The 26,003-nt window shown below is 70.3% G+C and carries 23 protein-coding genes; 13 read left to right on the forward strand and 10 right to left on the reverse strand.

Annotated features, from left to right (window positions below; translation table 11 throughout):
• Positions 1–56: 56 nt before the first annotated feature.
• Complete coding sequence (locus tag J0695_RS10565; protein WP_206961644.1) at positions 57–1,037, reverse strand: sigma-70 family RNA polymerase sigma factor; 981 nt, start codon at positions 1,035–1,037, stop codon at positions 57–59.
• A 197-nt stretch (positions 1,038–1,234) separates the two neighbouring features.
• On the opposite strand from J0695_RS10565, the gene J0695_RS10570 reads away from it, so the two are divergent.
• Both J0695_RS10570 and J0695_RS10575 read left to right on the forward strand, forming a co-directional pair.
• Positions 1,235–1,759: a GNAT family N-acetyltransferase gene (locus tag J0695_RS10570; RefSeq protein WP_206961645.1), complete on the forward strand. Its 525-nt coding sequence runs from the start codon at positions 1,235–1,237 to the stop codon at positions 1,757–1,759.
• Between the two features lie 81 nt (positions 1,760–1,840).
• Complete coding sequence (locus J0695_RS10575; protein WP_206961646.1) at positions 1,841–2,842, forward strand: questin oxidase family protein; 1,002 nt, start codon at positions 1,841–1,843, stop codon at positions 2,840–2,842.
• A 20-nt stretch (positions 2,843–2,862) separates the two neighbouring features.
• On the opposite strand, the gene J0695_RS10580 is transcribed toward J0695_RS10575, so the two are convergent.
• Positions 2,863–3,663 carry a dioxygenase family protein gene (locus J0695_RS10580; RefSeq protein WP_206961647.1) on the reverse strand — a complete coding sequence of 267 codons (801 nt, stop codon included), beginning with the start codon at positions 3,661–3,663 and terminating at the stop codon, positions 2,863–2,865.
• Positions 3,664–3,755: 92 nt separating this feature from the next.
• Between J0695_RS10580 and J0695_RS10585 the strand changes: the two genes are divergently transcribed.
• A complete protein-coding gene (locus J0695_RS10585) occupies positions 3,756–4,259 on the forward strand; it encodes a MarR family winged helix-turn-helix transcriptional regulator (RefSeq protein WP_206961648.1) in 504 nt (167 codons plus the stop codon).
• A 36-nt stretch (positions 4,260–4,295) separates the two neighbouring features.
• On the opposite strand, the gene J0695_RS10590 is transcribed toward J0695_RS10585, so the two are convergent.
• The gene (locus tag J0695_RS10590) at positions 4,296–5,822 is read right to left on the reverse strand and encodes an MFS transporter (protein ID WP_206961649.1); all 1,527 of its coding nucleotides are present in this window, start codon (positions 5,820–5,822) and stop codon (positions 4,296–4,298) included.
• Between the two features lie 87 nt (positions 5,823–5,909).
• Entirely contained in the window at positions 5,910–6,548 is a 639-nt protein-coding gene (locus J0695_RS10595; RefSeq protein ID WP_206961650.1) for a TetR/AcrR family transcriptional regulator, read from the reverse strand.
• 255 nt (positions 6,549–6,803) lie between these two features.
• Here J0695_RS10595 and J0695_RS10600 point away from each other — a divergent pair, with 255 nt between their 5' ends.
• Positions 6,804–8,093: a M6 family metalloprotease domain-containing protein gene (locus tag J0695_RS10600; RefSeq protein ID WP_242552471.1), complete on the forward strand. Its 1,290-nt coding sequence runs from the start codon at positions 6,804–6,806 to the stop codon at positions 8,091–8,093.
• Between the two features lie 11 nt (positions 8,094–8,104).
• Here J0695_RS10600 and J0695_RS10605 read toward each other — a convergent pair whose 3' ends face one another.
• The 4 genes from J0695_RS10605 to J0695_RS10620 form a co-directional block, all read right to left on the reverse strand.
• Positions 8,105–8,554 (reverse strand): nucleoside deaminase, encoded by a 450-nt coding sequence (locus tag J0695_RS10605; RefSeq protein ID WP_206961651.1) that lies wholly within the window; start codon positions 8,552–8,554, stop codon positions 8,105–8,107.
• Positions 8,555–8,590: 36 nt separating this feature from the next.
• Positions 8,591–10,285 carry a class I adenylate-forming enzyme family protein gene (locus tag J0695_RS10610; protein WP_307798547.1) on the reverse strand — a complete coding sequence of 565 codons (1,695 nt, stop codon included), beginning with the start codon at positions 10,283–10,285 and terminating at the stop codon, positions 8,591–8,593.
• A gap of 137 nt (positions 10,286–10,422) precedes the next feature.
• Positions 10,423–13,338, reverse strand: a complete 2,916-nt coding sequence (locus J0695_RS10615) for an FG-GAP-like repeat-containing protein (protein WP_206961652.1) — start codon at positions 13,336–13,338, stop codon at positions 10,423–10,425.
• Positions 13,338–15,935 carry a S8 family serine peptidase gene (locus J0695_RS10620; protein ID WP_206961653.1) on the reverse strand — a complete coding sequence of 866 codons (2,598 nt, stop codon included), beginning with the start codon at positions 15,933–15,935 and terminating at the stop codon, positions 13,338–13,340. The genes J0695_RS10615 and J0695_RS10620 overlap by 1 nt, the downstream gene beginning before the upstream one ends.
• A 298-nt stretch (positions 15,936–16,233) precedes the next feature.
• Here J0695_RS10620 and J0695_RS10625 point away from each other — a divergent pair, with 298 nt between their 5' ends.
• Entirely contained in the window at positions 16,234–16,422 is a 189-nt protein-coding gene (locus J0695_RS10625) for a hypothetical protein (RefSeq protein WP_242552472.1), read from the forward strand.
• A gap of 89 nt (positions 16,423–16,511) precedes the next feature.
• Here J0695_RS10625 and J0695_RS10630 read toward each other — a convergent pair whose 3' ends face one another.
• Together J0695_RS10630 and J0695_RS10635 are read right to left on the reverse strand one after the other, a co-directional pair.
• Positions 16,512–16,754: a cytochrome b family protein gene (locus J0695_RS10630; RefSeq protein WP_206961654.1), complete on the reverse strand. Its 243-nt coding sequence runs from the start codon at positions 16,752–16,754 to the stop codon at positions 16,512–16,514.
• 128 nt (positions 16,755–16,882) lie between these two features.
• Positions 16,883–17,833 carry an ACP S-malonyltransferase gene (locus tag J0695_RS10635; RefSeq protein WP_206961655.1) on the reverse strand — a complete coding sequence of 317 codons (951 nt, stop codon included), beginning with the start codon at positions 17,831–17,833 and terminating at the stop codon, positions 16,883–16,885.
• Positions 17,834–18,013: 180 nt separating this feature from the next.
• Here J0695_RS10635 and J0695_RS10640 point away from each other — a divergent pair, with 180 nt between their 5' ends.
• From J0695_RS10640 to J0695_RS10675, 8 genes are all read left to right on the forward strand, one after another.
• Entirely contained in the window at positions 18,014–19,651 is a 1,638-nt protein-coding gene (locus J0695_RS10640; protein WP_206961667.1) for an acyl-CoA carboxylase subunit beta, read from the forward strand.
• A complete protein-coding gene (locus J0695_RS10645) occupies positions 19,648–19,857 on the forward strand; it encodes an acyl-CoA carboxylase subunit epsilon (RefSeq protein ID WP_206961656.1) in 210 nt (69 codons plus the stop codon). Before J0695_RS10640 ends, J0695_RS10645 begins: the two co-directional genes overlap by 4 nt.
• 88 nt (positions 19,858–19,945) lie before the next feature.
• Positions 19,946–21,001 (forward strand): AfsA-related hotdog domain-containing protein, encoded by a 1,056-nt coding sequence (locus tag J0695_RS10650; RefSeq protein WP_206961657.1) that lies wholly within the window; start codon positions 19,946–19,948, stop codon positions 20,999–21,001.
• The gene (locus J0695_RS10655; protein ID WP_206961658.1) at positions 20,998–22,044 is read left to right on the forward strand and encodes a ketoacyl-ACP synthase III family protein; all 1,047 of its coding nucleotides are present in this window, start codon (positions 20,998–21,000) and stop codon (positions 22,042–22,044) included. The genes J0695_RS10650 and J0695_RS10655 overlap by 4 nt, the downstream gene beginning before the upstream one ends.
• A 64-nt stretch (positions 22,045–22,108) precedes the next feature.
• A complete protein-coding gene (locus tag J0695_RS10660; RefSeq protein WP_206961659.1) occupies positions 22,109–23,755 on the forward strand; it encodes an FAD-dependent monooxygenase in 1,647 nt (548 codons plus the stop codon).
• On the forward strand, positions 23,752–24,777 hold the full coding sequence (locus J0695_RS10665) for a beta-ketoacyl-ACP synthase III (protein WP_206961660.1): 1,026 nt from the start codon (positions 23,752–23,754) through the stop codon (positions 24,775–24,777). The genes J0695_RS10660 and J0695_RS10665 overlap by 4 nt, the downstream gene beginning before the upstream one ends.
• A gap of 40 nt (positions 24,778–24,817) precedes the next feature.
• The gene (locus J0695_RS10670) at positions 24,818–25,075 is read left to right on the forward strand and encodes an acyl carrier protein (RefSeq protein ID WP_206961661.1); all 258 of its coding nucleotides are present in this window, start codon (positions 24,818–24,820) and stop codon (positions 25,073–25,075) included.
• Positions 25,072–26,003 (forward strand): beta-ketoacyl-[acyl-carrier-protein] synthase family protein (locus J0695_RS10675; RefSeq protein ID WP_307798549.1); only part of this gene is annotated, 932 nt, incomplete at its 3' end. The genes J0695_RS10670 and J0695_RS10675, both read left to right, overlap by 4 nt.

Consider the following 26,003-nt stretch of genomic DNA (forward strand, 5'->3'; position numbering starts at 1 on the left):
CGCTGGGGGGAGTGCGTCAGGGGCCCCGGTCTCAGCAGGCTTCGGTGGGGGCGGTGTCACGCCGCCGCGTCGAAGCCCGTGTCGCGCGCCATCTTCTTCAGTTCGAGCAGGGCGTGCTTCTCGATCTGGCGGATCCGCTCGCGCGTCAGACCGTGCTCCTTGCCGACCTCGGTCAGCGTGCGCTCACGGCCGTCGACGATGCCGTACCGCATCTTGATGATCGAAGCGGTGCGGTGGTCGAGCTTGCCGATCAGGTCGTCGAGCTCCTCGCTGCGCAGGAGCGTCATCACCGACTGCTCGGGCGAGATGGCCGAGGTGTCCTCCAGGAGGTCCCCGAACTGGGTCTCGCCCGCGTCGTCCACCGGCATGTTCAGCGAGACCGGGTCGCGCGCCCAGTCCAGCACGTCGCTGACCCGGCTGGTCTTGGTGTCCAGCTCGGCGGCGATCTCCGCGTGCTCCGGGTCGCGCCCGTGCTCACGGTTGAACTCGCGCTGGACACGGCGGATCCGGCCCAGCTCCTCCACCAGGTGGACAGGGAGCCGGATGGTCCGCGACTGGTCCGCTATCGAGCGCGTGATGGCCTGGCGGATCCACCAGGTCGCGTACGTGGAGAACTTGAAGCCCTTGGCGTAGTCGAACTTCTCGACCGCTCGCACCAGGCCCGCGTTCCCCTCCTGGATCAGGTCGAGCAGCGGAAGTCCCGCACGCGGATAGCGGCGGGCGACGGCGACGACAAGGCGGAGGTTGGAGCGGATGAAGACGTCCTTGGCGTACTCGCCCGCGGCGACCAGCGCCTCGAGCTCTTCGCGCTTGGCGCCTGCGCCGTCACTCTCGACGGCGCCGTCGAGGATCTGCTGGGCATACACGCCCGCCTCGATATCCTGCGAGAGCTCGACCTCCTTGGCGGCGTCGAGCAGCGGCGTACGGGCGATTTCGTCGAGGTACATGCCGACCAGGTCGCGGTCGGCGATCTCCCCGCCTACGGCGCGAACGCTGCTTGCCCGGTCGGTACGACGGGCGACGGCACGGGTTGCCATGCGTGCTCCCTAACGTGAGTAACGTGAGTGGGTCGCGGTGAGTGGCTTTTGAGGTGCCGGACACCCTCCCGGGTGCCCTGCATCTGTTGGCGGTAACTCTTAGAACACAACGACTGGAATCCGGACAGAATTCCCCGCACACGCATTGATTTTCGTGATCATGCAGTACCCTGTCCGGTCACCTACGGGAGCAAGCAATGACGATACGTAAAGAAGTGCAGGTCAGGCCGGGCGTGGAGGCTGATCTCGACGCCCTCACGGACCTTTACAACCACTTCATCCGTGAGACCGCGATCACATTTGACACGGAACCCTTCACGCCCGAGCAACGCCGCCCGTGGCTGGTCTCCCACCCTGAAGACGGCCCGCACCGCCTCCTGGTTGCTCAGGACAGTCAGGACGGCGGGACCGGCCGGATCCTCGGGTACGCGACGAGCAGCGCCTTCCGCCCGAAGGCCGCCTACGCGACCTCGGTCGAGGCCACCGTCTACTGCGCGCCCGATGCCGCGGGCCGCGGCATCGGCACACTCCTCTACAAGGCCCTCTTCGAGGCGCTCGCCGACGAGGACGTGCACCGCGCGTACGCCGGGATCACCATGCCCAACGAGGCCTCCGTCCGCCTCCACACCCGCTTCGGCTTCGAGCCGGCCGGTGTCTACGCGGAGGTCGGGCGGAAGTTCGGCGCGTACCACGACGTCGCCTGGTTCGAGAAGAAGCTCTAGGCCGCTCCGGGCTCCTCTAGGCCCGAAGACCTACGCCTCCAGCCCGTTCCGTCCGTCCCGGGCCGATCCTAGGGTCGGCCCATGGACACCACAGGAACGCTGGACGAAGCACTGGAAAGGCTCCACACCACCGGGCCCGAGATCAAGGGCTGGCTGAGCAATCACGGTCCGATGGCCGTGGAGGCGCTGGTACGGGGAGGCCAGGCGGCCACCGTCCATCGCTGGCTCGACCGCTACAGCACCCGGCTGGATGAGACGCCCTCCCCCGTCGAGCCCGTCACCGCCGTCAACTGGCCGCAGGCACTGGGCGATCCACGCCGGATCACGGACTGGACGGAGTACTTCGGGCACGCGATCGAGGAGCGGCCCTGGCGCGAGGTGCTCGCCGAGTGGTGGCCGCGGCTGCTGCCCGGCATCGCGGCGGGCGCCACGCACCCGGTGATCCGGGTGGGCCACGCGGTGCGGACGCTCCTTGACGACGACGGAGGCGCCGCCGGGCCCCGTCTCGCCGAGCTCGCGCACGGCCTGGGCTACTGGGCGGCCCGCCATCAGCCGCTGCCCCCGCTCACCGCACTGCCCGGCACGGACAGCGCCGCGGCCGCCCTGGACGCCGTACCCCTCGTACTGCAGGAGGGCGGGATCCGGGACCGGCTGTCCCGGATGACGGCGTTCCCCGCCTGGCCGGACCCCGAAGGCGATCCGCAGGCCCAACTGGCCGAGCTGGTCAGGGCTTCCGTCCACCGGTACGCCACCCACGGGCATGCATCGCCCGTCATGCTGGTGCACGCCGCGACGGCACCCAACGCGGTCCTGCGCACGCTGCCCGCGCTCCCCCGCGCCCTGTGGACGCCGAGTCTCGAAGCGGCCTGGGCGGCGAGCGCCGCGGTGACCGCGGCCTACGCCACGGCCGATCCCGCCCCGTACAGCACCACGCGACTGACCGGCGCCGAGCTCTTCGAGCGGGCCGCGCTCCACGGCGACGACCACACCATCAAGTTCACCGACACCGCGCTCGACGTGGGCGACCGGGCCTCGCTGGACGCGGCGCTGCTGTCGATCGAGCTCAACCCGCCGCTCCTTTAGGCCCGTTCAGCCAGGTCTGTTCAGCCGAACTGCACGGACCGCTTCGCAAGGCCCATCCAGAAGCCGTCGATGACATCGCGCCGGCTCGCCAGCTCGCCCGACGCCTCCGCGGCCCCCAGCGTCACGAACAGCGGCGCGAAGTGCTCGGTGCGCGGATGGGCCAGCCTGCCCGCGGGGGCCTTGTGCTCGAAGTCGAGCAGCGCGTCGACATCGCCGGCGTCCAGCGCCTCGCGCCCCCAGGCGTCGAACTCTGCGGACCACTCGGGGACCCCTCCCCCGGCGTGCCGCAGGGCCGCCAGGTTGTGGGTGAAGAATCCGCTGCCGACGATCAGCACGCCCTCGTCGCGCAGCGGCGCGAGCTTGCGGCCGATGTCCATCAGCTTCTGCGGGTCGAGCGTCGGCATGGAGATCTGCAGGACGGGGATGTCGGCGGCCGGGAACATCTCGACGAGCGGGACGTACGCCCCGTGGTCGAGCCCGCGGTCCGGGATGTCCTGCACGGGCGTGCCCGCGCCGCGCAGCAGCTTCCGTACGGAATCGGCCAGGCCGGGTGCGCCGGGGGCCGCGTACCGCACCCGGTAGTAGTGCTCGGGGAAACCCCAGAAGTCGTACACCAGCGGGACGCCGCCGTCCGTCGCGCCCAGTGCGAGCGGCGCCTCCTCCCAGTGCGCGGAGACCATCAGGATCGCCTTCGGGCGCGGCAGCTCCGCCGACCAGGCGGCGAGCTCGCCGGGCCACAGGGGGTCGTCGGCGAGCGGCGGGGCGCCGTGCGAGAGGTAGAGGGCGGGCATGCGCTCCGGTGCGGCGGCTGCGGCGTTCATGGCGGTCACTCCCTTGCTTACTTGAACTCTCAAGCTTATGCCCAGGAGGCTAACGCGATCTGGTTTAAGTTTCAAGAAGTACAGTTGGAGACATGAACGACGAGCAGCCGCCCGAGCCCCGCTGGCTCACCACGGAGGAGCAGCGCACCTGGCGCGCGTACCTCCACGCCACCACGCTCCTGGAAGACCACCTCGACCGCCAGTTGCAGCGCGACGCCGGCATGCCGCACATCTATTACGGACTGCTCGTCCAGCTCTCCCAGGCGCCGAGACGCACGCTGCGGATGACGCAGCTCGCCAAGGACGCCAAGATCACCCGCTCCCGTCTCTCGCACGCGATCGCGCGCCTGGAGAAGAACGGCTGGGTCCGCCGCGAGGACTGCCCCTCCGACAAGCGCGGGCAGAACGCGGTCCTGACCGACGAGGGGTACGGGGTCCTGGAGCGCACCGCCCCCGGCCATGTCGCCGCCGTACGCCAGGCGATCTTCGACCGGCTCTCCGCCGAACAGGTCGCCCAGCTCGGCGAGATCATGAAGGTGATGGCGGAGGGACTGCAGCCGACGGACGTGAACGCAGACCTGCCCTGGCTCCGTTAGCAAGGAACCAGGGCAGGACCTGAGGAGCGTCGGGTGTCAGTGCGCGACGACGGGAATCCTGATCTCGTCCTCGGCGCCCTCACCGGAAGCGGCGACCGGACCGGCCTCCGGCTTCCCGGTGTTGATGAACGTGAACGCGATGGCCGAGGCCACCACCAGGATGCCGACGGCCCACCAGATCGCGCTGGTGAAACCGTTCACCATGCCCTGGAGCTTCAGCAGCTCCGGGTTGGTGGCACCCGCGGCGTGCGAGGAGACGTACGCCGTCGTGGCCGAGGCCGCGATCGTGTTCAGCAGCGCCGTACCGATGGCACCGCCCACCTGCTGCGAGGTGTTGACCATCGCGGAGGCCACACCGGCGTCACGCGGCTCGACACCGAACGTGGCGAGGGACATGGCGGGCATGAACGCCGTACCCATGCCGAGGCCGAGCAGGACCAGACCGGGCAGGATCACCGCGGCGTACGAGGTGTCGAGGGAGAGCTGCGCGATCAGCAGCATGCCGACGGCGGCGGTCAGGAAGCCCGGACCCATCAGCTTGCGCGGGGCGACCCGGGTCATGAGCCGGGCGCCGATCTGGGTCGATCCTGCGATCATGCCCACGATCATCGGGAGGAAGGCGAAGCCCGTCTTGACCGGCGAGAAGCCCTTCACGATCTGCAGGTAGTACGTGAGGAAGAGGAACGTGCCGAACATCGCGATGACGGCCAGACCCAGTGAGAGGTAGACCCCGCCGCGGTTGCGGTTGAGGAGCACACGGAGCGGCAGCAGCGGGTTCTTGACCTTGGACTCGACGAAGACGAACGAGGCGAGCAGCACGGCCGAGCCGACGAAGAGACCGACGGTCGTCGCGTCGGACCAGCCGTTGGACTCGGCGCGCGTGAAGCCGTACACCAGCGAGACCAGACCCAGGGTCGAGAGGATCACACCGGGGATGTCGAGCGCGGAGCGGTTACGGGTGCCTGCGGGCTCCCGGATCACGAAGTACGCGCCCAGGGCCGCGACGACCGCGAAGGGGATGTTGGCGTAGAAGGTCCAGCGCCAGTTGAGGTACTCGGTGAGGAATCCACCCAGGATCAGGCCCAGCGCGCCACCGCCACCGGCGATCGCACCGTAGATACCGAAAGCCTTGGCGCGCTCCTTGGCGTCGGTGAACATCACCGCGAGCAGCGAGAGCGCGGCCGGGGCGAGCAGTGCGCCGAAGGCACCCTGCAGCGCGCGCGAGCCGAGCAGCATGCCCGAGCTGGTGGCGGCGCCGCCCACCGCGGAGGCGAGGGCGAAGCCGACGAGGCCGGTCACGAAGGTGCGCTTGCGGCCCCACATGTCGGCGATGCGTCCGCCGAAGAGCAGGAGTCCGCCGAAGGCGAGGGCGTAGGCCGTGATGACCCACTGCTTGTTGCCGTCACTGATGCCCAGGTCGGCCTGGGCCGAGGGCAGCGCGATGTTCACGATGGTCGCGTCGAGCACGACCATCAGCTGGGCGACGGCTATGAACGCGAGCGCTTTCCAGCGACTTGGGTCCGGGGCAAGTACAGAGGGTGAAATGTCGGCAGTTTTCGACATGGCTGAAGCCACCTATGAGTGCGAGACGAGTAAAGGGGAGTAAGGAGAGGCTGCGGTACGGGAGTTACGGACGAGTGGACGACAGGGTTACGACTGTTGACGCAGGTCTTCGAAGGTCGCCGGTGACCCAGGAAGCTCGGACCGCGCCGGGGTCTGCAACCCGTCGAGGAACAGCTGAAGATGACGGTGGACGAAGCGGTCGATGCCCTGGCAGGTGATGGCGGGCAGCGGCCGGGTGAGCTGGGAGAGGGCGACGAGCAGGTCCCCGGCAGCGACGTCGGTACGCAGCTGCCCTGCTTGCCTGGCCCGTTCCATGAGGCCTTCCACGGCTTCCTGGAGACGCACCCGCTGTGTCTCCAGCTGTGGATCGTTCTGGTCGAAGACGTCGGAGAGCATCGGGCAGAGCGCGCCGATCCGCTCGTCGGCGGCGGCGTGCACGAAGTGGCGGAGTGCGCTGAACGCGTCGGGCTCCTCCGCCATGGCCTCGTCCACCTTGTCCAGTGTCCGGTCCATGACGTAGAGGACGACGTGCCGGATCAGGTCGATCCGGTCGGGGAAGTGGCGGTAGAGCGTCGCGTTGCCGATCCCGGCACGGCGGGCGATCTCGTCGAGGGGCACATCGGGCCCGAACTCCACGAAGATCTCACGCGCCGCCGCGATGATCCGCTCCCGGTTGCGCAGAGCGTCGGCGCGGGGCGCCCGGGTGGTGGTGACTGGGCTGCTCATGATCCCGCTCCCTCCTGCTCACGTATGTCATCGGGACCGTACCGGGGACTGCTTCCCCGCTTCAGTGGCACCCGTGCAAACGGGGAAACGGTCCCCGGTTATTTCCCGCACCACATGTGACCTGCGTCACACCCCAAATGCGCGAGAAACCCACGGTCGGCCCACCCAGCGAGCGCCCCCGCCACGCCCGGCACAGGGTGATCGAACGAGCACCGAACCCCCGCACCACTCCCGAGGGCGAAGGCAGGCGAGCCATTGCACCGCAGACGCACCCGTGCCGCCGCCGGAGCCGCGATAACGGTCATCGCCCTGGGGGCCGTCACCTCAGGCTCCGCCGTCACTCTCACCGCGGGCACCCCGCCCACCACGGCCGCAGCGGCCGCCGCTCCCGTGGCCGCCGCCAATCCCGTCGAGGAGACGGCCGTACTCGGCCCGTGCCGGATGCCGAACCCGATGGGTGTCCAGATGTCCGAGGGGCTGCCCACCTCACCCGGCTACACCCGCTCCACCGGCCGGGTCAGGGCCCTCACCCTCATGATCGACTTCCCGGACGCACCGGGCGCAGGACCTGCCGCGAGGCGCTTCCGCGAGTTCTTCCCGCAGACATCGGACTGGTACCGCACCAGCTCCTACGGCCGCCTCGACTACCGCGCCGAGACGCCGATCCCCGGCTGGCTGCGGATGCCGCACCCGTTCGCCTCGTACGGGATAGAGCGCGGCGCTCCTTACGACCCCGGCTACCGCGACCTCGCCCAGGACATCGTGACGGCGGCCGATTCCCGGGTCGACTTCTCCGCGTACGACCTCATCAACGTCCTGGCCACCCCGAACGCCGGCCCCTCGGCCCTGGACACCGTCCTGTCCGTCACCTTCTCCGGCAACGACGAGGCCCCGGTCGCCGACGGCGTCTCCCTCGCCAACATGTCCTTCGTCTACAGCCGCCAGGACGACGGGTCCGGATCCTTCGGATCGACGGGCTACCGCGTCCTGCCGCACGAGAACGGCCACACCTTCGGCCTGCCCGACCTCTACACCAACGAGGGCGGCGGGTCGGTCGGCCACTGGGACATCATGTCCGAGGACTGGGGTGCCAACAACGACATGCTCGGCTGGCACAAGTGGAAGCTCGGCTGGCTCCTGCCCTCGCAGGTCCGCTGCTTCTCCCGCCCCGGCATCCGCGACCTCACCCTCGCCCCGATGGCCGCCCCCGGCGGCACCAAGCTGGGGATCGTCCCGCTCGCGGGCGAGTCGGGTTACGTCGCCGAGGTGCGCACCAGGGCCGGGAACGACGCGGCGGTCTGCAAGCCGGGTGTGCTGATCTACCGCGTGGACTCGGACGTGGACACCGGCCGCGGCCCGGTCACCGTCGCCGACAGCACCCCCGACAGCGGCGGCTGCACCCGGCAGGCCAATGTGCAGGCGGAGCTCTCGGACGCGCCGTACGGGGTGGGCGAGACATTCACCGACCGGGCCAACGCCCTGCGGATCACGGTCACCGGAAGGGACCGGGCGGGCAACTACCGGCTGCGCGTCACCCGGTCCTGAAGGGGAATCGGTTACTCACCGATGTCCTCGTTCCACAGCTCGGGCTTCGCCGCGATGAAGTCCTTCATCATCGCCACGCACCCGGCGTCGTCGAGGACCACGATCTCCACCCCGTGCTCCGCGAGCCAGTCGTGCCCGCCGTGGAAGGTCTGCGCCTCGCCCACGATCACCCGCGAGATCCCGAACTGGCGCACCAGACCACTGCAGTACCAGCAGGGCGAGAGCGTGGTCACCATCGTCGTGCCGCGGTACGAACGCTGCCGGCCCGCGTTGCGGAACGCGGACGTCTCCGCGTGCATCGACGGGTCCCCGTCCTGCACCCGGAGATTGTGCCCGCGCCCGAGAAGCGCGCCGTCCGCGCCGTAGAGCGCGGCCCCGATCGGGATGCCGCCCTCGGCGAGTCCGGCCCTGGCCTCCTCGACCGCGGTCGCGAGCCACTGCTGTGCCTGTGTCTGGTCCATGCCCCTACCCTCTCAGCCCGGACACGACAGGCCCGCTCACGCCCGGAAGTGCTCCTGGACCGGGCCGCGCAGTTCCCGCTTCAGGATCTTTCCGGTGGCATTGCGGGGCAGGTCCTCTTCCCGTACGAGCACATGGGCCGGGACCTTGAAGACCGCGAGTGACCTGCCCACATGGGCCCGCAGCTCCTCGGCGGTGGCGGCCGACCCGGGGCGCAGCCGCACCACAGCGGCGACCTCCTCGCCGAGCACGGGGTGGGGCACGCCGAGCACCGCGGCGTCGATGACGTCCGGGTGGTCGTGCAGCACCGCCTCGACCTCCACGCAGTACACGTTCTCGCCGCCGCGGATGACCATGTCCTTGATCCGGTCGACGACGCTGACGCGCCCCTCGTGGACGGTGGCGAGGTCACCGGTACGGAACCAGCCGTCGCCCGTGAATGCCTGGGCGGTGGCCGCCGGGTCGTTCCAGTAACCCCTGACCAGGGACTGTCCGCGCAGCAGCAGCTCGCCGACCTCACCCTCGGGTACGTCCTCGCCGCCGGGTCCTGCGATCCGTACGTCGGTCACGGGGGTGGGGCGGCCCACGCTGGCGGGGTGCGCACGGTACTCGGCGCCGAAGTTGGCCATGACGCCGCCCGAGGTCTCGGTCAGTCCGTAGCCGTTGCGCGGTTCGATGCGCTCGCCGAAGCCGGCGGTGACGCGGGCGACCAGGTCCGGCGGGGCGGCCGCGCCGCCGGTGTTGAGCATGGCGAGCGTCTCCATGGCGTCGCCGGTGTGCTCGGCCGCGTCCAGGAGCTGGAGGGCGGTGGAGGGCACGCCCGCGTAGTGCGTGACGCCGTGGGTGCGGATCAGTTCGAGCGCGGTGTGGGCGTCCCACTTGCGCATGAGGACCAGGGTCCCGCCGGCGGACATGATCGCGTACACGCCGGTGAAGGCGGCCACGTGGAAGAACGGGAAGGTCATGAGGGATACGGGCGCGGGCCCCTGGCCCGGCATCTCGCCGCGCGCGAGGGTGGCGCAGGCCGCCTGGTAGCGGGGGTTCATCATGGCCGCGACCTGGGCGCTGTGGGTGGCCACCGCGCCCTTGGGGCGTCCTGTGGTCCCGGAGGTGTAGATGATCGTGGCGTCGTCGGCGGGCTGCGGCTCGTTGTCGGGCGGGCCGATCGCGGGGTCGGCGGCGGGCAGGTCGCCGTAGCGCTCGACGCGGGCCGCCGGCTCGCCCTCGTAATGGAAGGCGAGCGTCCAGGGCCGGTCCTCCTGCGCGGACAGCCAGGGCTCGACGCGCGTCAGGCGTTCGCCGTCGACGAGCAGGAGGCGCGCGCCGCAGTCGGTGAGCGCGTACGCGAACTCGTCCTCGGTCCACCAGGCGTTGAGCGGTACGGCCACGAGTCCGGCCAGCTGCGCCGCCCAGAAGGCGATCTGCCACTCGGGGTGGTTGCGCATCGCGACGACGGCCCGGTCGCCGGGGCGCAGTCCGTAGACGTCCAGGAAGCGGTGGGCCAGTGCGGAGGCCTCGGCGAAGAACTCGCCGTAGGTGTAGCTGCCGCTCTCCGCGACCAGGAAGGGCTGGTCGCCGAAGGCCCAGACCGACTCGACGAACTCGCGCAGGGTGCGCGGCCCGGTCGTGTACTCCGGGGAGCCGTCCTCGGTCCGTACGACCTCGAAAGGTGCGCCAGGGGCCGTCAGCGCGGCTTCGACCTGGGACGGGGACGGCAGTTCGGTCTGCGGCACTGGAGACCCTTCCTGATCCTGACCTGATCCTGACCTGATCCTGATTTCTAAGCGCTTGCTCAGTACATCTATCAGGACGCTATGCCGCGTCCCTCCCCCCGGTCAAGGCGCACGACCGGAGGGAGGGACGCGAGCGATCAGGACGGGTCGATCGTCGCCGTGATCGTGTTGCGCATCGCGGTGAACGGAGACGAGATGCCGCCACCTTCGAGTGCCGCCGTGCGGTCGGCGCCGTACTCGTCGGCGTTGAGCGAGACGATCTCGTCGACGCCGTCACCGTTCAGGTCGCCGACGAAGATCCCGTCGCCGCCCATCGCGGGGAGGTCGGCCACGCTCGACGGGTAGTCGTCCCCGGCGGTGAGGATCGACGGGTCGTACGTGCTCGCGCCGCCGATCTGGCCCGAGACGATGATGCGCCTGCCGCCGGGGCCGGTCGCGAAGGCCGCCGTGTGCGAGTCCGCGACCGTGTACACCCGCGAGTCCTGGCCGTTCGGCCCGAACGTACGCATCGACACCCTGCTGATCAGGGTCAGACCGTCGGGGCCGGTCAGCCAGTTGCCGAGGCCCCACGGGCCGCCGTCCTTCCCCTCGTGCAGGAGCTCGCCGGTGCGTCCGTCCCGGATCTGTACGACGGTCGTCAGCGATCCGTACTGCGAGTCGATGCTGAACACGGTGAAGGCGACCGCGTGCCCGTCCGCGTACGGAATGCCGGACGAGGCGAACGTGCCCGCCGGCAGCGGCGCACCCCAGACGCTGCCGTCCGTGCCGGCGCCCGGCTGCGGGGTGAACGACCAGTCGACCTTGCCCGTACGGGAGTTGAGGGCGACACCGCCGGCCACGCCGGGAGTCATGGAGCCCGCCGCGTCGCCGGGGTGCTGGGCGTACTGGGCGTAGAGGTGGCCGTCGCCGAACGAGACGTCCGCGAAGACGACGTCGCCGGCCGACGCCGGGGCCGCGTACTCCCACAGCTTCTTGCCGGTGCCGCTGTAGACCCGCACCTTGTCGGTGGCGACGACGATCTCGGCCTTGCCGTCGCCGTTGACGTCGGCGGCCTGGACGGAGCGGACGAACTGGCCGCCGCCGTCGATCGTCGTGAGGACCTTGCCCGTACGGGAGTCGAGCACCGCGGCCGCCGAGTCGGCGGCGACTATCGTCTCGTCGCGGTGGTCGCCGTTGACGTCGGCCTTCACGAGGGCGTGGACCTGGCCGGGGACGGTGGCCGCCCACAGCTGCTTGGGCGTCCCCGACACCATCGAGGGACCGTCGTAGGCGAAGACACCGTTGGAGGTGCCGCCGACGATCAGGTCCTTCTTCTTGTCGCCGTTGATGTCCGTGGAGACGGACGCGAAGACCGCGGAGCGCAGCGGGACGAGGTTCTCCTGCTTGCCGCTGCCCAGGTTGTACGTGCGGATGTTCTCGTTGGTGTCGACGGTGCGCAGGTGCCAGCCGTTGTTCTTCTTGTACGGCTGCGCCCACATCTGCGAGGTGACCAGGCCGCGCTGCTCCCAGCGGACCTCGCCGTCCCGGCCGGAGAGGACGGCGAGGCGGCCGTAGCGGCTCCCGCCGCGGTTCGCGGCCTGCTCGTAGCTGGCGTCGTCCTTGTACGAGGCGACGACCTTGTGGTCGACGACCTCCAGGCCCCAGGCGGTGCCGCCGTTGTGGCTGTTGGCGGGATCGCGCTTGATCGTGCGCGACCACAGCTCGCTGCCGTCGTCGCCGTTCAGGGCGCGCACCGTGTTGGAGTTGATGTACAGGTTGTTGTCGACCGTCGACTCGCTGACGGTGTACTCGGGCTTGGAGCTGCCCTGAACGTCGCCGATCACCAGGTCGATCGGCAGCGCGTTGACGCGGCGGTCGACGGTGGTGCGGGTGCCGTCGGCCAGTGCGTACGAGGCGAGCTCGTAGACGACGCCCTCGTTCGGGTCGGACTGCTCCAGCGCGACGATGCTCTTGCGGGCGGCGTCGTAGTGCAGCTGACGCGAGTAAAGGCGGTTGGTGGCCTTCCACTTGACGCTTCCGTCCGTGGTGTCGAACACCAGGGTGGTGCCGGACGGCGCCGCGGTGGCGCTGAGCTTGCGCTGGTCCCACGAGGCGGCGACCAGACCGTTGCCCAGCGGCTCCAGGCTGGCCCAGCTCGCACCGAGGAGCGCGCCCGCGTCGTACGACCATGCGTCGGTGGAGGTCAACGCCCCGTCCGCGTACGAGAAGCGGACACCCGTCAGCGTGGTCTTGGAACCCTTGGGTGCGTTCAGGTTCAGGTACGGCGAGTCCGCGACGACCAGCGTCTTGCCGACCAGCTTGATGTTGTACACGCCGGTGTAGAGCTTGCTCCACAGCGTCTTGCCCGTCGCACCGTCGAGGACCGTCACGAACGTGCCGGTGGGCAGCGTCGATCCGGGGGACGTGAACGGACGGTAGGGGGTGCTGCCGACGCTCGCCGTGTAGACCAGGTCGTCCACGCCGTCGCCGGTGAGGTCACCGGTGGTGTAGCCGTTGTCGGAGGCGACGGTGAAGGGGCCGACCGCGTTGTAGCCCATGATGATGCGCGCCGGGTACGGCTCGGTCTGCCACGGACGGGTGTTGGTGACCTTCCAGTCGGTGTACAGCGAGGCGTTGTCGCGCCGCCACACCTGCTTGCCGTCGGCGGTGTGGCGCTGGACGATGCCCAGCGCGTCCAGCGCGAAGTAGTCGCCGCGCGTGCCGCCGACCGCGGTGGTGGCGGTCATGCCGTAGTCGCCCTCGATGGACGACTTCTTGGTGACCTTCCAACTGCCGCTGTCGGCAGTCGCGTTCGGAGTGGTCGCGTCGGCGGTGGGCGCCGTGGCGGCGTCCTCGCGTACGGTCGCGTCCTGCGGGTCGTACGCCTGGCCCTCGTCGTCGCCGTACGGGTTCAGCTGGGCGTGTGCCGTCAGCTCGTCGGTCTGGGCGTCGGTGAGCGTCAGCAGACCGTTGTCGTCATCGGCGAACGCGACGGCCGGTGCGGCGCTCAGCACCAGTCCGGCGGCCACCAGGGCGGAAGCGAGGCGCAGGCCTCTTCGGTTGATGTTCCTCATCACGCGGCCTTCGGGGAGATGCGGATCGCGGACTTGTCCGTGAGGACGGACGCGTTGAAGGAGTACTGGAGGGCGTCGGTGCCGGCCTGGTTCTCGATGCCGATGGTGGCCGAGGAGCCCTTCTGCAGGGCGCTGGTGCCGATGCCCTGGTACTGAAGGGTGATGGCGCCGGTCGCCTCGTCGAAGACGGCCTCGAAGGTGAGGCGCACCGAGGTGTCTGAGACGAGCGCGGCGTTGTTCCAGACGATCGCGAACTTGCGGGCGCCGGTGGTACCGGTGGTGGTCGTCTGGACGGTCGACTTCTTGTCGATCGTCAGGTCGTCCCAGAACGCGGCCACGACGCCGTTGGGCTGCGCGGCGGCGGGAAGCGCGGTGTTGGCGTAGTCGCCAAGTCGCGGTGACAGGAAGTTCACCAGGCCGTTGGTGGTGATGTTGGCGCTGGTGTACGAGACTCCGTAGTACTTCACGGCGAACGGCAGGGCGACGGCCTTGGCGTTCTCGTCACCGCTCAGCGCGACCTTGGTCTGGCCGGCGATCCAGCTGTAGGTGCCCGGGGTGCAGGAGTAGGTACCGGCGGCGTCGGTGCGCGCCGGCAGCGAGGCCTTGACCGTCTTGTTGCCGTCGACGGTCACCGCACCGGTCCAGATGCCGTTGCACAGCACGGGGGCGGCAGGCGTGGCGGTCAGGTGGTAGGAGCCCTCGGCGACGGCCGGGAAGGTGTACGTACCGTCGGCGCCGGTGGTGACGGAGGCGACCGGAGCGTCACTGAAGGACATCGTGGCGCCCTTCAGCGGCTTGCCCGTGACGTCGAGGACCGTGCCGGAGACGGTGTGGTGCGCGACCGCGGTCAGCGGCAGGTCGAGGGTCTCGGTCTGGCCGGAGGCGATGGTGACCGTGTCGGTGCGGGTGGCGAAGCCGTAGCCGCCGGTGGTGATCGTGTACGTACCGGCGGACAGGTGGATCTGGTACGCGCCGGTGGTGGCGTCGGTGGTGACCGAGCGCTTGGTGTCGCCGTTCTGCACGGTCACCGTGACGGAAGCGGCCTTGCCGGTCGCCTGGTCGGTCGCGGTGCCGGAGAGGGTGCCGGCCGTGTGCGGGGCGGCGTCGACGGAGGCGAGGATGTTGAGCTTTCCGTTGCCCCAGACGTTGTTCATGGCGGCGGTGCCGCCGCAGTGGGTGTCGTCGACGTCCGTGGCGCCCTCGTTGAGGAGCGTCCGGGTCTCGTCGATCTTCCCGATCAGGGACGGGGCCGCGGACCACAGGAGCGCGACGGCGCCCGCGACGTGCGGGGTGGCCATCGACGTACCGGACTCGGTGTTGTACGAGGAACCCGGCCACGTGGACTGGACGTTGTAGCCCGGTGCCGAGATGTTGGGCTTCGCGGAGCCGTCGACCGGAGAGGGGCCGAAGCCGGAGAACGAGGCGATCTTGCCGTTCACGTCGTAGGCGCCGACACCGTAGGTCTCCGCCTGCGCGCCCGGCGGGTGGGTCGTCGAGCAGGTCGTGCCGTCACCGTCGTTGCCGGCCGCGAACGCCTCGAAGATGCCCGCGGAGTTCCAGGAGTTGACGATGTCCGTGTAGAAGGTGCCGTCGCCGCCCCAGGAGTTGTTGACGATGTTCGGGGCGAGGTCCGGGCGCGGGTTCTGCCCGTTGTGGTCGGTCGGCGCGAGGATCCACTGACCGGCGGCGAGCAGATCCTCGTCGGGGCACTCGCCCTTCGTACCCCCGCAGGCCTTGGCGGCCATCCACTTCGCGTTCGGCGCGACACCGATGCCGTGCGCGCCGACCATCGTGCCCATGGTGTGGGTACCGTGGCCGTTGTCGTCGCACGGCGTGCTGCTGGTGGCGCAGATGCCCATCGTGTCGTAGAAGTTGTAGTCGTTGGTGAAGGTGCCGTCGCCGTTGTTGCCGCGGTACTGCTTCACCAGGTCCGGGTGGTCGTACTGCACGCCCGAGTCGACGCTGGCGATGACGATGCCCTCGCCGCGGTCCTCGTACTTGTCCCAGACCTGGTCGGCCTTGATGTCGGAGACGCCCCACTCGGGGGTCTCGTCGCCGTCGGCGGACGAGTCGGTGCCCGCCGACGCGGTGCGCGTCTTGGTGACCTTGGCGCCGGACGTCTCGGTGGCGTCGAGCTTGAACGTCTGGCTCTTGACGATCGACGCCACGTCCGAGCGCCGCGCGAGCTCGTCGACGAGAGCCTTGTCGCCGGTGACCTGGACCGTGTTGGCGATCCAGTAGTCCTGGTGACCGACCTTCTCCTTGTCGAGGAAGGCGGTGAGCGACTTCTGGCTGTCCCCGGCAGTGGTCTTCAGCGCCTTGTAGGCGGTGGTGGCCGCCTTGGCGTGCGTCTTCTGCTTCTTGGCGGCGGACAGGTCCGCCTGCTTCTTCAGTACGACGAAGAAGGTCGACTCCTCGCCGTTCCCGACCGCATCACGCAGCGCGGAGTCGACCTTGGCGGTCGTGGTCGGAGACGGGGTGGTGCCGGCGCCGGTGGCGGCTATCGCGGACGGCGCCGTACCGAGCACGGCAAGGGCCGTGAACGCGGCTGCCGCCCATGCGGCACCGCGGCGCCTGGGGCTTCTGGACTGATACATGAAGGGGAGCTCCTCCGGGGTCAGGTGCACGACAGCCAGGCCGGACCTCCGGAGTGCGGGGGACAACCGCAAGCGCGGCCAGGTTGGTGCGGAAGGTACGAGGAGCCCGTTACTGAGTCATTACTGGCCACATCAGCGCCTCTGGCCGGACATGGCTGATGCCCGGCCCCAAAGGCCACGAGCCGTGCCCAACCACCCAGGGAATCCCACATGTTGCGACACAACGCCTGGCGCGTCACTCTGGTCGGCGCCGCCATGACCGCCTTGGCCGCATTCGGTACGGGTGCGGCACGTCTGCATGACCACGAACGACCCCACCGAGCCGACCGTGTGGATCCCCGAAGGGGAGTCGTACACCTACGACACGACGATGACGTACTGCGTCACCGGGGACTTGATCTTCACTCTGTCTCCGGGGGAGTCCATCGAAACGACGCACACGGTGACCGGACCGGGTGCGTCGCCCGAAGGCAAGTGCCTCTCGTGACCGAGAGCGTGCGACCCGTCAGGGCGTGACATGACTGATGCCCGGCGCCAAGGGCGCCGGGCATCAGGGGTGAAGAAGGGGCGCGACCGCTACCGCGGGGGCGGCGGGTCCTGGTAGTACCGCTGGTCGTACGGCTGCTGCGGCTGCTGCGCACGCTCGACGCGCCGCCGCCTGGTGTACGTGAGCACGAGTCCCAGCACGAGCCCGGCCGCCCCGCCGATCATCAGGATCGTGCCGAGGATGCTGAGATTGATCCAGGTCGGCTCCCAGGTGATGGCGTACCTCAGGATGGCGCCGATGATCATCAGTGCGAGTCCGCCCGCTGCGGTCATGGGGTCGTGCCTCCTCAGGCGGCGAGAGCGTTCCGGTGCCGTGTCTCCGGACCAGCGTGCGGCCGCGTACCCCTGCTGTCCTGGTGAGCGGCCCCGCACTGGGCCGAACGGACGCGCCGGCGCCTCTGTTACGCGGCCACAGCCACCGGCAGCGAGAACTTCTGCGCCGGGACCCCCGGGAGGGCCCTGCGGGCCAGGCCGGCGAGGGTGCCGCCGGGGCCGATGTCGAGGAAGGCGGTGCAGTCGAGCTCCTCGTGGAGGGTCGTCAGCGACTCCACCCAGCGCACCCGGCTGACCAGCTGGCGGGTGCTCAGCTCCTGCCACTGGCTGCCGCCGTAGTGGGCGCGGGCGTCGACGTTCGCGACCACGGGCAGCACACCGGCCTGGAAGTGGGTCAGCTTCAGGGCCCGGCGCAGAGGCGCGCCCGCCGGCTCCATGTAGGGGCTGTGGCAGGCGGCCGAGACGGGCAGCACGCTGTAGCGCAGTCCGACCACGGCGGCGCGCTCGGCGGCCGCGTCGATGGCCGTACGGCTGCCCGCGATGACCGTCTGCTGGGGGCTGTTGTGGTTGGCCACCCAGAGGTCGGCGCCCTCCTCCCGGAAGGAGTCGACCAGGCCGGTGACCTCGTCGATGTCACCGCCCATCACCGCGGCCATCGCCCCGGGCCGCTGCCGGGCGGCCTCGGCCATGGCCCGGCCCCGCTCCCCCACCAGCCAGGCGCCGTCTGCCACCGAGAGCACACCGGCCGCGACCAGCGCCGTGTACTCGCCGAGGCTGTGCCCGGCGACCGCCACCACCCGGGCGTCCGATTCCCGCGCGCGGAACTCCGACCAGGCGAGCAGCGACGCCGTGAATACCGAGATCTGCGCGTGGTCGGTACGCGACAGGGTCTCCTGGTCCGCGTCGAGCAGCAGCTCGGCGACATCGAAGCCCGAGGACCGCGAAACGGTCTCGACGAGCTCCCAGGACTCGGTGGTACGCCAGGGCTCGCCCGTCCCTGCCCGCTGGACTCCCTGGCCGGGAAAGAGAACGGCGTGTCGGGGCGTGGTCGCGGACGGATCGTGAAGATGCGTGGTCATGGTCTTCCCTTCCGGAAGTGCGGCGGTCGGGAAGGATCATCCGTGCTCTCCACTCAAGCCGTGCAAAAGGAATCCGGCTTTTCCTCGCCTTGAGTCGGGCATTGTCGGCCGCCCTCCATTCTCTTCCTCGGGTGGCGCCATTCGGGTGCCGGTCTGATGGGAGGACAAGGCATGACCACCATGGTCGAGAAACCCGTCGAGGAATCAGTCGCGGAATCAGTCGCGGAAATACCGGTCGGATTCGGTGAATCGGAGCCGGAAAGGCCCGACAGCGTGCATGCCCGGGTGGAGCAACTGCGCCGGCTGCGGGCCGAGGTCCACGCGGGCCCCGGGGTCAGGGCGACCCAGGCGCAGCACGACCGGGGCAAGCTCACGGCACGCAAACGTATCGAACTCCTCCTGGACGAGGGCTCCTTCACCGAGCTGGAGGGGCTGCGCAGGCACCGGGCCACCGGCTTCGGGCTGGAGAACCGCAGGCCGCACACGGATGGCGTGATCACGGGCTGGGGGACGGTCGAAGGACGGCAGGTCTTCGTCTACGCCCATGACTTCCGCATCTTCGGCGGTGCGCTCGGCGAGTCCCACGCAGCGAAGATCCACAAGCTGATGGACCTGGCCGAGTCGTCAGGATCCCCGCTGGTCAGCCTCTGCGACGGCGCGGGCGCCCGTATCCAGGAGGGCGTCACCGCGCTCGCCGGGTACGGCGGCATCTTCAGCCGCAACGCCCTCTCCTCGGGCGTGATCCCGCAGATCAGCGTGATCCTCGGACCGTGCGCGGGAGGCGCCGCCTACTCGCCGGCGCTGACCGACTTCACGTTCATGGTGCGGGGCGTGGCACAGATGTTCATCACGGGCCCCGACGTCGTACAGGCGGTCACCGGGGAGCGCGTGAGCATGGACGAGCTGGGCGGCGCCGATGTGCACGCGTCCGTGTCGGGGGTCTCGGCCTTCGCGTACGACGACGAGGTGTCCTGCCTGGAGGACGTCCGCTATCTGCTGTCGTTCCTGCCCTCCAACAACCGCCAGGCGCCGCCCGCCGTGGCCGGTGACGACCCGGCGGACCGGCGTACCGACAAGCTCATGGACCTGGTCCCCGCCGACCCCTCGCAGGGCTACGACGTCCGGGCCGTGATCGAGGAGATCGTCGACGACGGCGAGTCCTTCGAGATCCAGCCCGACTGGGCGCACAACGTGGTGTGCGCCCTGACCCGGATCGACGGGCAGGTCGTCGGCATCGTCGCCAACCAGCCCCTGGCCTGCGCCGGTGTCCTCGACATCAGGGCCAGCGAGAAGGCCGCCCGGTTCGTGTCGCTGTGCGACGCCTACAACATCCCGCTGGTGACCATGCTCGATGTGCCCGGCTTTCTGCCGGGCGTCGAGCAGGAGCACAACGGCATCATCCGGCACGGGGCGAAGCTGCTGTACGCGTACTGCAACGCCACCGTCCCGCGTATCCAGCTGATCATGCGCAAGGCGTACGGCGGCGCGTACATCGTGATGGATTCGCGCTCCGTGGGGGCCGATCTCTCCTTCGCCTGGCCCACCAACGAGGTGGCGGTGATGGGCGCGGAGGGCGCGGCCAACGTCATCTTCCGCCGGCAGATCGCTGCCGCGGACGACCCCGCGGCCATGCGCCGACAGATGGTCGAGGAGTACAAGTCCGAGCTGATGCACCCGTATTACGCGGCCGAACGCGGTCTCGTCGACGACGTCATCGAACCGGGCGAGACCCGGGCCGTGCTCGCCCGCTCGCTGGCCATGCTGCGCACCAAGCACCGCGCGCTGCCGCAGCGCAAGCACGGGATCACCCCGCTGTGAGCGCCGTGACGGGCTCGGACGTCCTGCGGGAGGCCTCCTTCCGTGTGGTGCGCGGCGACCCGACCCCCGATGAACTCGCCGCGCTCGTGGCGGTCCTGACGCTCACGCTGCGCCCCTGCGACGAACCGGTCTGCGTGGCGCCCGCCCGTGCCGAGTGGGACCGGCCTGCCGACACCTACCGCTCCCCCCTGGCCTGGGCGGCTTGAGTACGGACCGACGCCCTTGAGGCCGCCTTTAGTGAACGCTTTGCCACCCCCCGCGAGAATGTAACCAAGCGAGAGAAGAGAAAAGGAAATGACGACGAATACCGAGGAAAAGAAGACCTGCCTGCCGGGCGCCGCGAATCTCGAATTCATGCGCACCGTGGACCGTTCACTTCTCCACCGCTGGGCGCTCTCCGAGGTATTCCTGACGGACAGCCGGCAGACCGGCGAGAACGACTATCTCGCCGCCGCCCAGCTCCCCCCGTCCCACGCGTACTACACCGAGACCACCTCACGGCTGAACGCCCCCGACCCGATGCTGCTCCTGGAGTGCTGCCGGCAGGCCGAGACGTACGGCGGCCATGAGTTCGCCGGAGTCTCGCGCAAGAGCAAGTTCCTGCTGCGGTCCTGGAAGATGGAGCTGCCGGGACTGCTCACACTGCCGGAGGAGGAGACCCCGGGCGAGCTGCGCATCTCGGTGCGCACCAGCAACCGGCGCGGCACCCCTGGCGATGTACGGCGCCTGCGGTTCGGCATCGACATGAAGCTGGCCAAGCGCTGCCTCGGCTTCGTCACGATGGACGTCGGCTACATCCCGGCCGAGGTGTACGACGCGGTGCGCATCCAGGGCCGCGGCAGGCCCCTGGTCCCCTTCAAGGACATCCCCCGCGAGAACGCCCACGTCGCCCCGCACCTGGTGGGCCGCAGCTCCCCGTCGAACGTGGTGCTCGCCTCCGCCACCGTCGACACCGACAACGCGTACGCCACCGTGCGGATCCCCCTCGACAACCGCAGCATGTTCGACCACGGCCAGGACCACGTCCCCGGCATGGTCCTCATGGAGGCCGCCCGCCAGATCTGCCTGCTCGGCGTCTCGGACCTGTGGGGCGCGTCGGTCAGCCGCACCACGGTCGCCGGATTCGAGTTCGACTTCATGCGGTACGCCGAGCTCGACGCCCCGACCACCGTGCACATCCGCAAGACCGAGCCGTACGCGCACGAGGACAACCTCAGCCTGATGCTGCCCGAACTGCGCACCTTCTACATCGAGTTCGAGCAGGACGGCGATGTCATCGCCGCGGGTCAGATGCACACCACGACGTCCGCCACGGTCAACGTGCTGCCCGAGGGCGAGGAGTGCCTGTGATCCCCGGCCAGGTGTGGCTGTCGCCGGCGCAATGGCTGCCACGCACCGCGGAGAAGACCGTCGACGCCCTCGCCGAAGGACGGGTGACCGACGGTGAGGCCGATGCGATGGGGTACGAGCAACTGCCCGTCTCCTCCGACGAATCGGCCCCGCAGATGGCGGTGCGCGCCGCCCGCCGCGCCCTGTCCCTGGCCGGCACCCCCGCCGAGTCCATCGCCGCCACCCTGCACGCCTGGACGTACTACCAGGGCCACGACTTCTGGTCGCCCGCCCACTATGTGGCCGCCGGTTCCGGCGCGCTCCATTCGATACCGACGGGCATCCAGCAGATGTGCAACGGAGCGGCGGCCGCGCTGCAGAGCGCGGTGCACCACGTCACCGCCGACGCTTCCGGCGCACCGGTCCTGGTGACCACCGCCGACCGGTTCGCCCCTCCCGGTTTCGACCGGTGGGGCGGCGACTACGGCGTCTGGTACGGCGACGGGGCCACCGCAGCGGTCGTCGGCCGGGCCACCGGGACCGACGCCGTACCGGAAGGGTCGCTCACCCTGCGCGCCCTGCAGACCAGGGCCGCACCCGAGCTGGAGACCGCCCACCGCGACGTGGACACCTTCCACGCCGCACCGCACACCGCGGGCCCGGCCGTCGACGTACGGCGCGCCAAGAAGGCGTTCCTCGCCACGCAGGGCAAGGCGGAGTTCCTCGGCAGGCTGCGGCGTGAGACCAGCGAGGTGCTCGCCGCCGCGCTGCGCGAGGCGGGCATCGGCCCCGGCGGCCAGGAGCTGCACTCCGTGCTCCTGCCACGGCTCGGCCGGGCCACCGCCCGTGAGGTGTACGGGCCGGCCGTGGCCGAGGTCACCGGAGCGCCGGTCGCCGACCTGGGCGAGCGCACCGGTCACCTGGGCGCGGGCGACCTGCTCTCCAACCTGACGGCGCTGTCGGCAGGAGCGAGCCCGTACCGCCTCCAACGCGGCCAGTACGCGGCCGTGTTGAGCGCGGGCGCCGGGTTCACCTGGAGCGCCGTCGTCGTGCACCGCCCCTGAGCCCCTGAAATTCCTGAAACCGCTCATCCCGATCCGACCTTGATCCGACGAAAGGCACACTGTCATGACGATCCCGCTGCGCGAGAGCCCCGGCGGACGACGCCCTGTCCTGATCGTGGGCGCGGGCCCCGTAGGCCTCGTGCTCGCCACCGAACTGCTCAGCCAGGGCGTCCCGGTGAGACTGATCGACAACTCGGCCGCCGGACCCGTACAACACTCCCGCGCCAGTGTCGTCTGGCCGCGCAGCCTGGAGCTCCTGGGCCGTATCGGCGCCGCGGAGGGCGTCGTCGAGGCGGGCAACCGGCTCGACTCGGTGCAGTACTACTCCCGCAAACGGCACATCGGCGCCGTCGAGATGAGCCGCCTGACGGACACCCCGTACCCCTTCGGCGTGGTCATCCCGCAGGACACCACGGAGGCGATCATCCGAACCCGCCTCGCCGCCCACGGCGGTGAGATCGAGGACGGGACGCTCACCGCGCTCGACACCTCGGGGCGCAGGCCGGCCGCCCGGGTGGAGCACGCCGACGGACGCGTCGAGCAGATCGAGGCCGACTGGGTCATCGGCGCGGACGGCGCACGCAGCGCGGTACGCGAGTTCGCCGGGATCGAGCTCCTCGGCACCGGCAACGACGTCCTGTTCGCGATCGGTGACGGACCCGTCGACGGCGACATGGACCCCCACTCGCTCGTCTACTGCTACTCACGGACCGGCGCCCTGGGCATCGCGCCCTTCGGCAACGGCCAGTTCCGGCTGGCGATCAGCGTGCCCGACTGGAACGAGGAGAAGAGCCCGCCGCGCGAGCTCTTCCAGCACTTCCTCGACGAGCGCTCCCCGCGCCCCGGTCTCGTCGGCAAGCTGGACTGGTCCACGATCTTCCGGGCCCGGCGCCGGGTCGCCGAGACGATGCGGGCGGGGCGCGTGTTCCTCGCGGGAGACGCCGCCCATGTGTTCAGCGCGGCCGGCGCCCAGGGCATGAACACCGGCATCCAGGACGCGGTCAACCTGGCCTGGAAGCTCGCCGGGGTCGTCAACGGCCTGTACGAGCCCGGCATTCTCGACACGTACGACACCGACCGGCACCTCGCCGCCGAGCGCATCGTCCTGACGACCGCCAAGCAGACCAGCTGGGGCCTGTTCAAGCGCCGCCACGAGGTCGCGGCCCGCGACAACGCCCTGCGCCTGGCCCACCGCACCGGGATCCTCCAGCGCTTCGGGGCCCCGCTGATGGCGCAGCACGACGTCAGCTACCGGCCCGCCGAGTCACTCCGCGACACCCTGCCGGGCCTCACCCGCAAGGTCCGCACCGGCGACCGCCTCCCGGTCTTCGCCTCGCACGGCACACCGCAGCCGGGCGCCGAGCGCTGGCCGGCGATCGATCCGGCACGGCTCTCGCTGCTGCTGTGGGCGGGCGGCCGGCAGGACTCCGCATGGGTGGCGAGCCGTGACGCGCTGACGGCAGCGGCGCCGGCCGATGTCCCGGTGCGGGACATCTCCAACTGGCCCGGCTTCACGCCGCTGCTCGGCGACGCCCCCAAGGCTCTTCTCGTACGACCGGACGGGCACATCGCGGCCATCACCGCACCCGAGCCATCCGCCGTCCGCATCGCGCTGCGCAGGGCGGGCAGTTCGTTCCGGGCCGCCCCCGCGCCGGCGGTCCTTCTGTCCCCGGCCGCCGTCGGGCACGACGTCGAGGAGCTGGCCGCATGAGCCGCGCCGCCGTGCTCTGCGGACTGGGCGGCGCGCTGCCCGCGACCGCCGTCACCAACGAGGAGCTCGCCGCCCAGCTCGACACCTCCGACCAGTGGATCCGTACCCGTACGGGCATCGGACTCCGCTACGTGGTCGCACCGGGCGAGGCCACATCCGACCTGGCCGTCGCGGCCGGTGAACGCGCCCTGGAGTCGGCGCGCAGGACGGGCGGCGACAAGGCCGCCGACGTGGACCTGGTGGTCCTGGCCACCAGCACCCCCGACCGGCCGTGCCCCGGCACCGCACCCGGTGTCGCCCACCGGCTCGGGCTCGGCACGGTGCCCGCCTTCGACGTCGCGGCCGTCTGCACCGGGTTCGTGTACGCCCTCGCCACCGCGGCCTCCATGATCACCGCGGGGGTCGCCCAACGGGCCCTGGTGATCGGCGCTGACACCTTCTCCACGATCCTCGACCCCACCGACCGCACGACCCGCGCCATCTTCGGCGACGGAGCCGGAGCGGTGGTGCTGCGGGCCGGCGAGTCCGGCGAACCCGGCGCGCTGCTCGGCTTCGACCTGGGCAGTGACGGCGGCGGCGCCGACCTGATCACGGTGCGCGCCGGCGGCTCCCGCCAGCGCTCGACAGGCGAACCGCCCGTCGAGGGCGACCAGTTCTTCGCCATGGAGGGGCGGCCCGTCTTCACCGAGGCCGTGATCAACATGAGCGAGTCCTCACAGCGCCTCCTCGACCGCGTCGGCTGGACACCGGCCGCCCTGGACAAGGTCGTGGCGCACCAGGCCAACGTCCGGATCCTGCACGCCGTCGGCGAGCAACTGGGCCTGGAGGAGAAGCAGATCGTGGTGAACCTGGACCGGGTCGGCAACACCGTCGCCGCCTCGATCCCGCTCGCCCTCACGGACGCCGCCGCCGAAGGCGACCTCCTGCCGGGACACCGCGTGGTCCTCACCGGTTTCGGCGGCGGCCTCACCTGGGGCTCGGCCGCACTGGTCTGGCCGGACATCGCGCCGGTCACCGCGTAACACACCCGCACAACTCACCCATCAGAACAAGGAGTTCATCATGACCACTCTCTCCGTCGAGTTCTCGCTCAAGCACCAGGTCTCCGGCCTCATCAGCGAGAAGTTCGGCCTCGACGAGTCCGAGCTGCTGTCCGGCGCCACCTTCGACGAGCTGGACATCGACTCGCTGATACTCGTGGAGCTCAGCCTCATCCTGCGCAAGGAGATGGGCATCGTCCTGAAGGAGGGCGAGCTCAAGTCGTCCTTCACACTGGACGAAGCGGTCGCCGTCATCGGTGCGAAGGCGGCCCAGGCGTGAGCGGGGTGGCCCGGGGACGCGGAGTCGCGATCACCGGAATCGGCCTCGTCACACCCGCCGGCATCGGCATCCAGGAGAACTGGCGGCGCGTCCTGTCGGGCGTGTCCGCCGCCGCCACCGACCCCGAACTCCTGGGCGAGCGGGTCGACATCTCCTGCCGGGTGCCCGGCTTCGACGCCACGGCCGAGCTGGGCAGGCGCCACGCCTGGAAGCTCGACCGGTTCACCCAGCTCGCCATCGTGAGCGCCCGCCAGGCGGTCGCCGACGCGGGACTCGACAGCACGTCCTGGGACGGCGCCCGGGTGGGCGTCGTCATCGGGAACTCACTGGGCGGGGCCGCCACGCTGGAGAAGCAGCTGCGGACCTACTTCGAGGGCACACCCGACGACGTGTCGGCGCTGATGATCCCGATGGGGATGGTCAACATGGTCGCCGGTTACGTGGCCATGGACCAGCACATCCAGGGCCCGAGCCTGGTCACGGCGACGGCCTGCGCGTCAGGGGCGTCCGCCATCGGCACCGCCCGCGAGTGGCTGCTGTCCGGTCTGTGCGACGTGGTCCTCGCCGGCGGCACGGAGTCGGCGATCAGTCCGGGCACGCTCAACGGACTGTCCAGGATGGGCGCGCTCTCTTCCCGTACGGACGACCCGGCCGCGGCGTCCCGGCCCTTCGCCCACGACCGGGACGGCTTCGTGGCCGGAGAGGGCGCCGGCATTCTCGTACTGGAAAGGTGCGCGGACGCCACCGCACGCGGCGCCCGCCGCTACGCCGACATCGCCGGATTCTCCGCGACGTCGGACGCGCACCACGCCACCGCACCCCACCCGCAGGGCGCAGGACTGGCCCGCGCGCTGCGGAACGCCCTCGAAGACGCGGGGGTGCTCCCCGACGAAGTGGAGCACGTCAACGCGCACGGCACCTCGACCCC

The organism is Streptomyces beijiangensis, from assembly GCF_017315755.1.
GTDB classification, from domain to species: domain Bacteria; phylum Actinomycetota; class Actinomycetes; order Streptomycetales; family Streptomycetaceae; genus Streptomyces; species Streptomyces beijiangensis.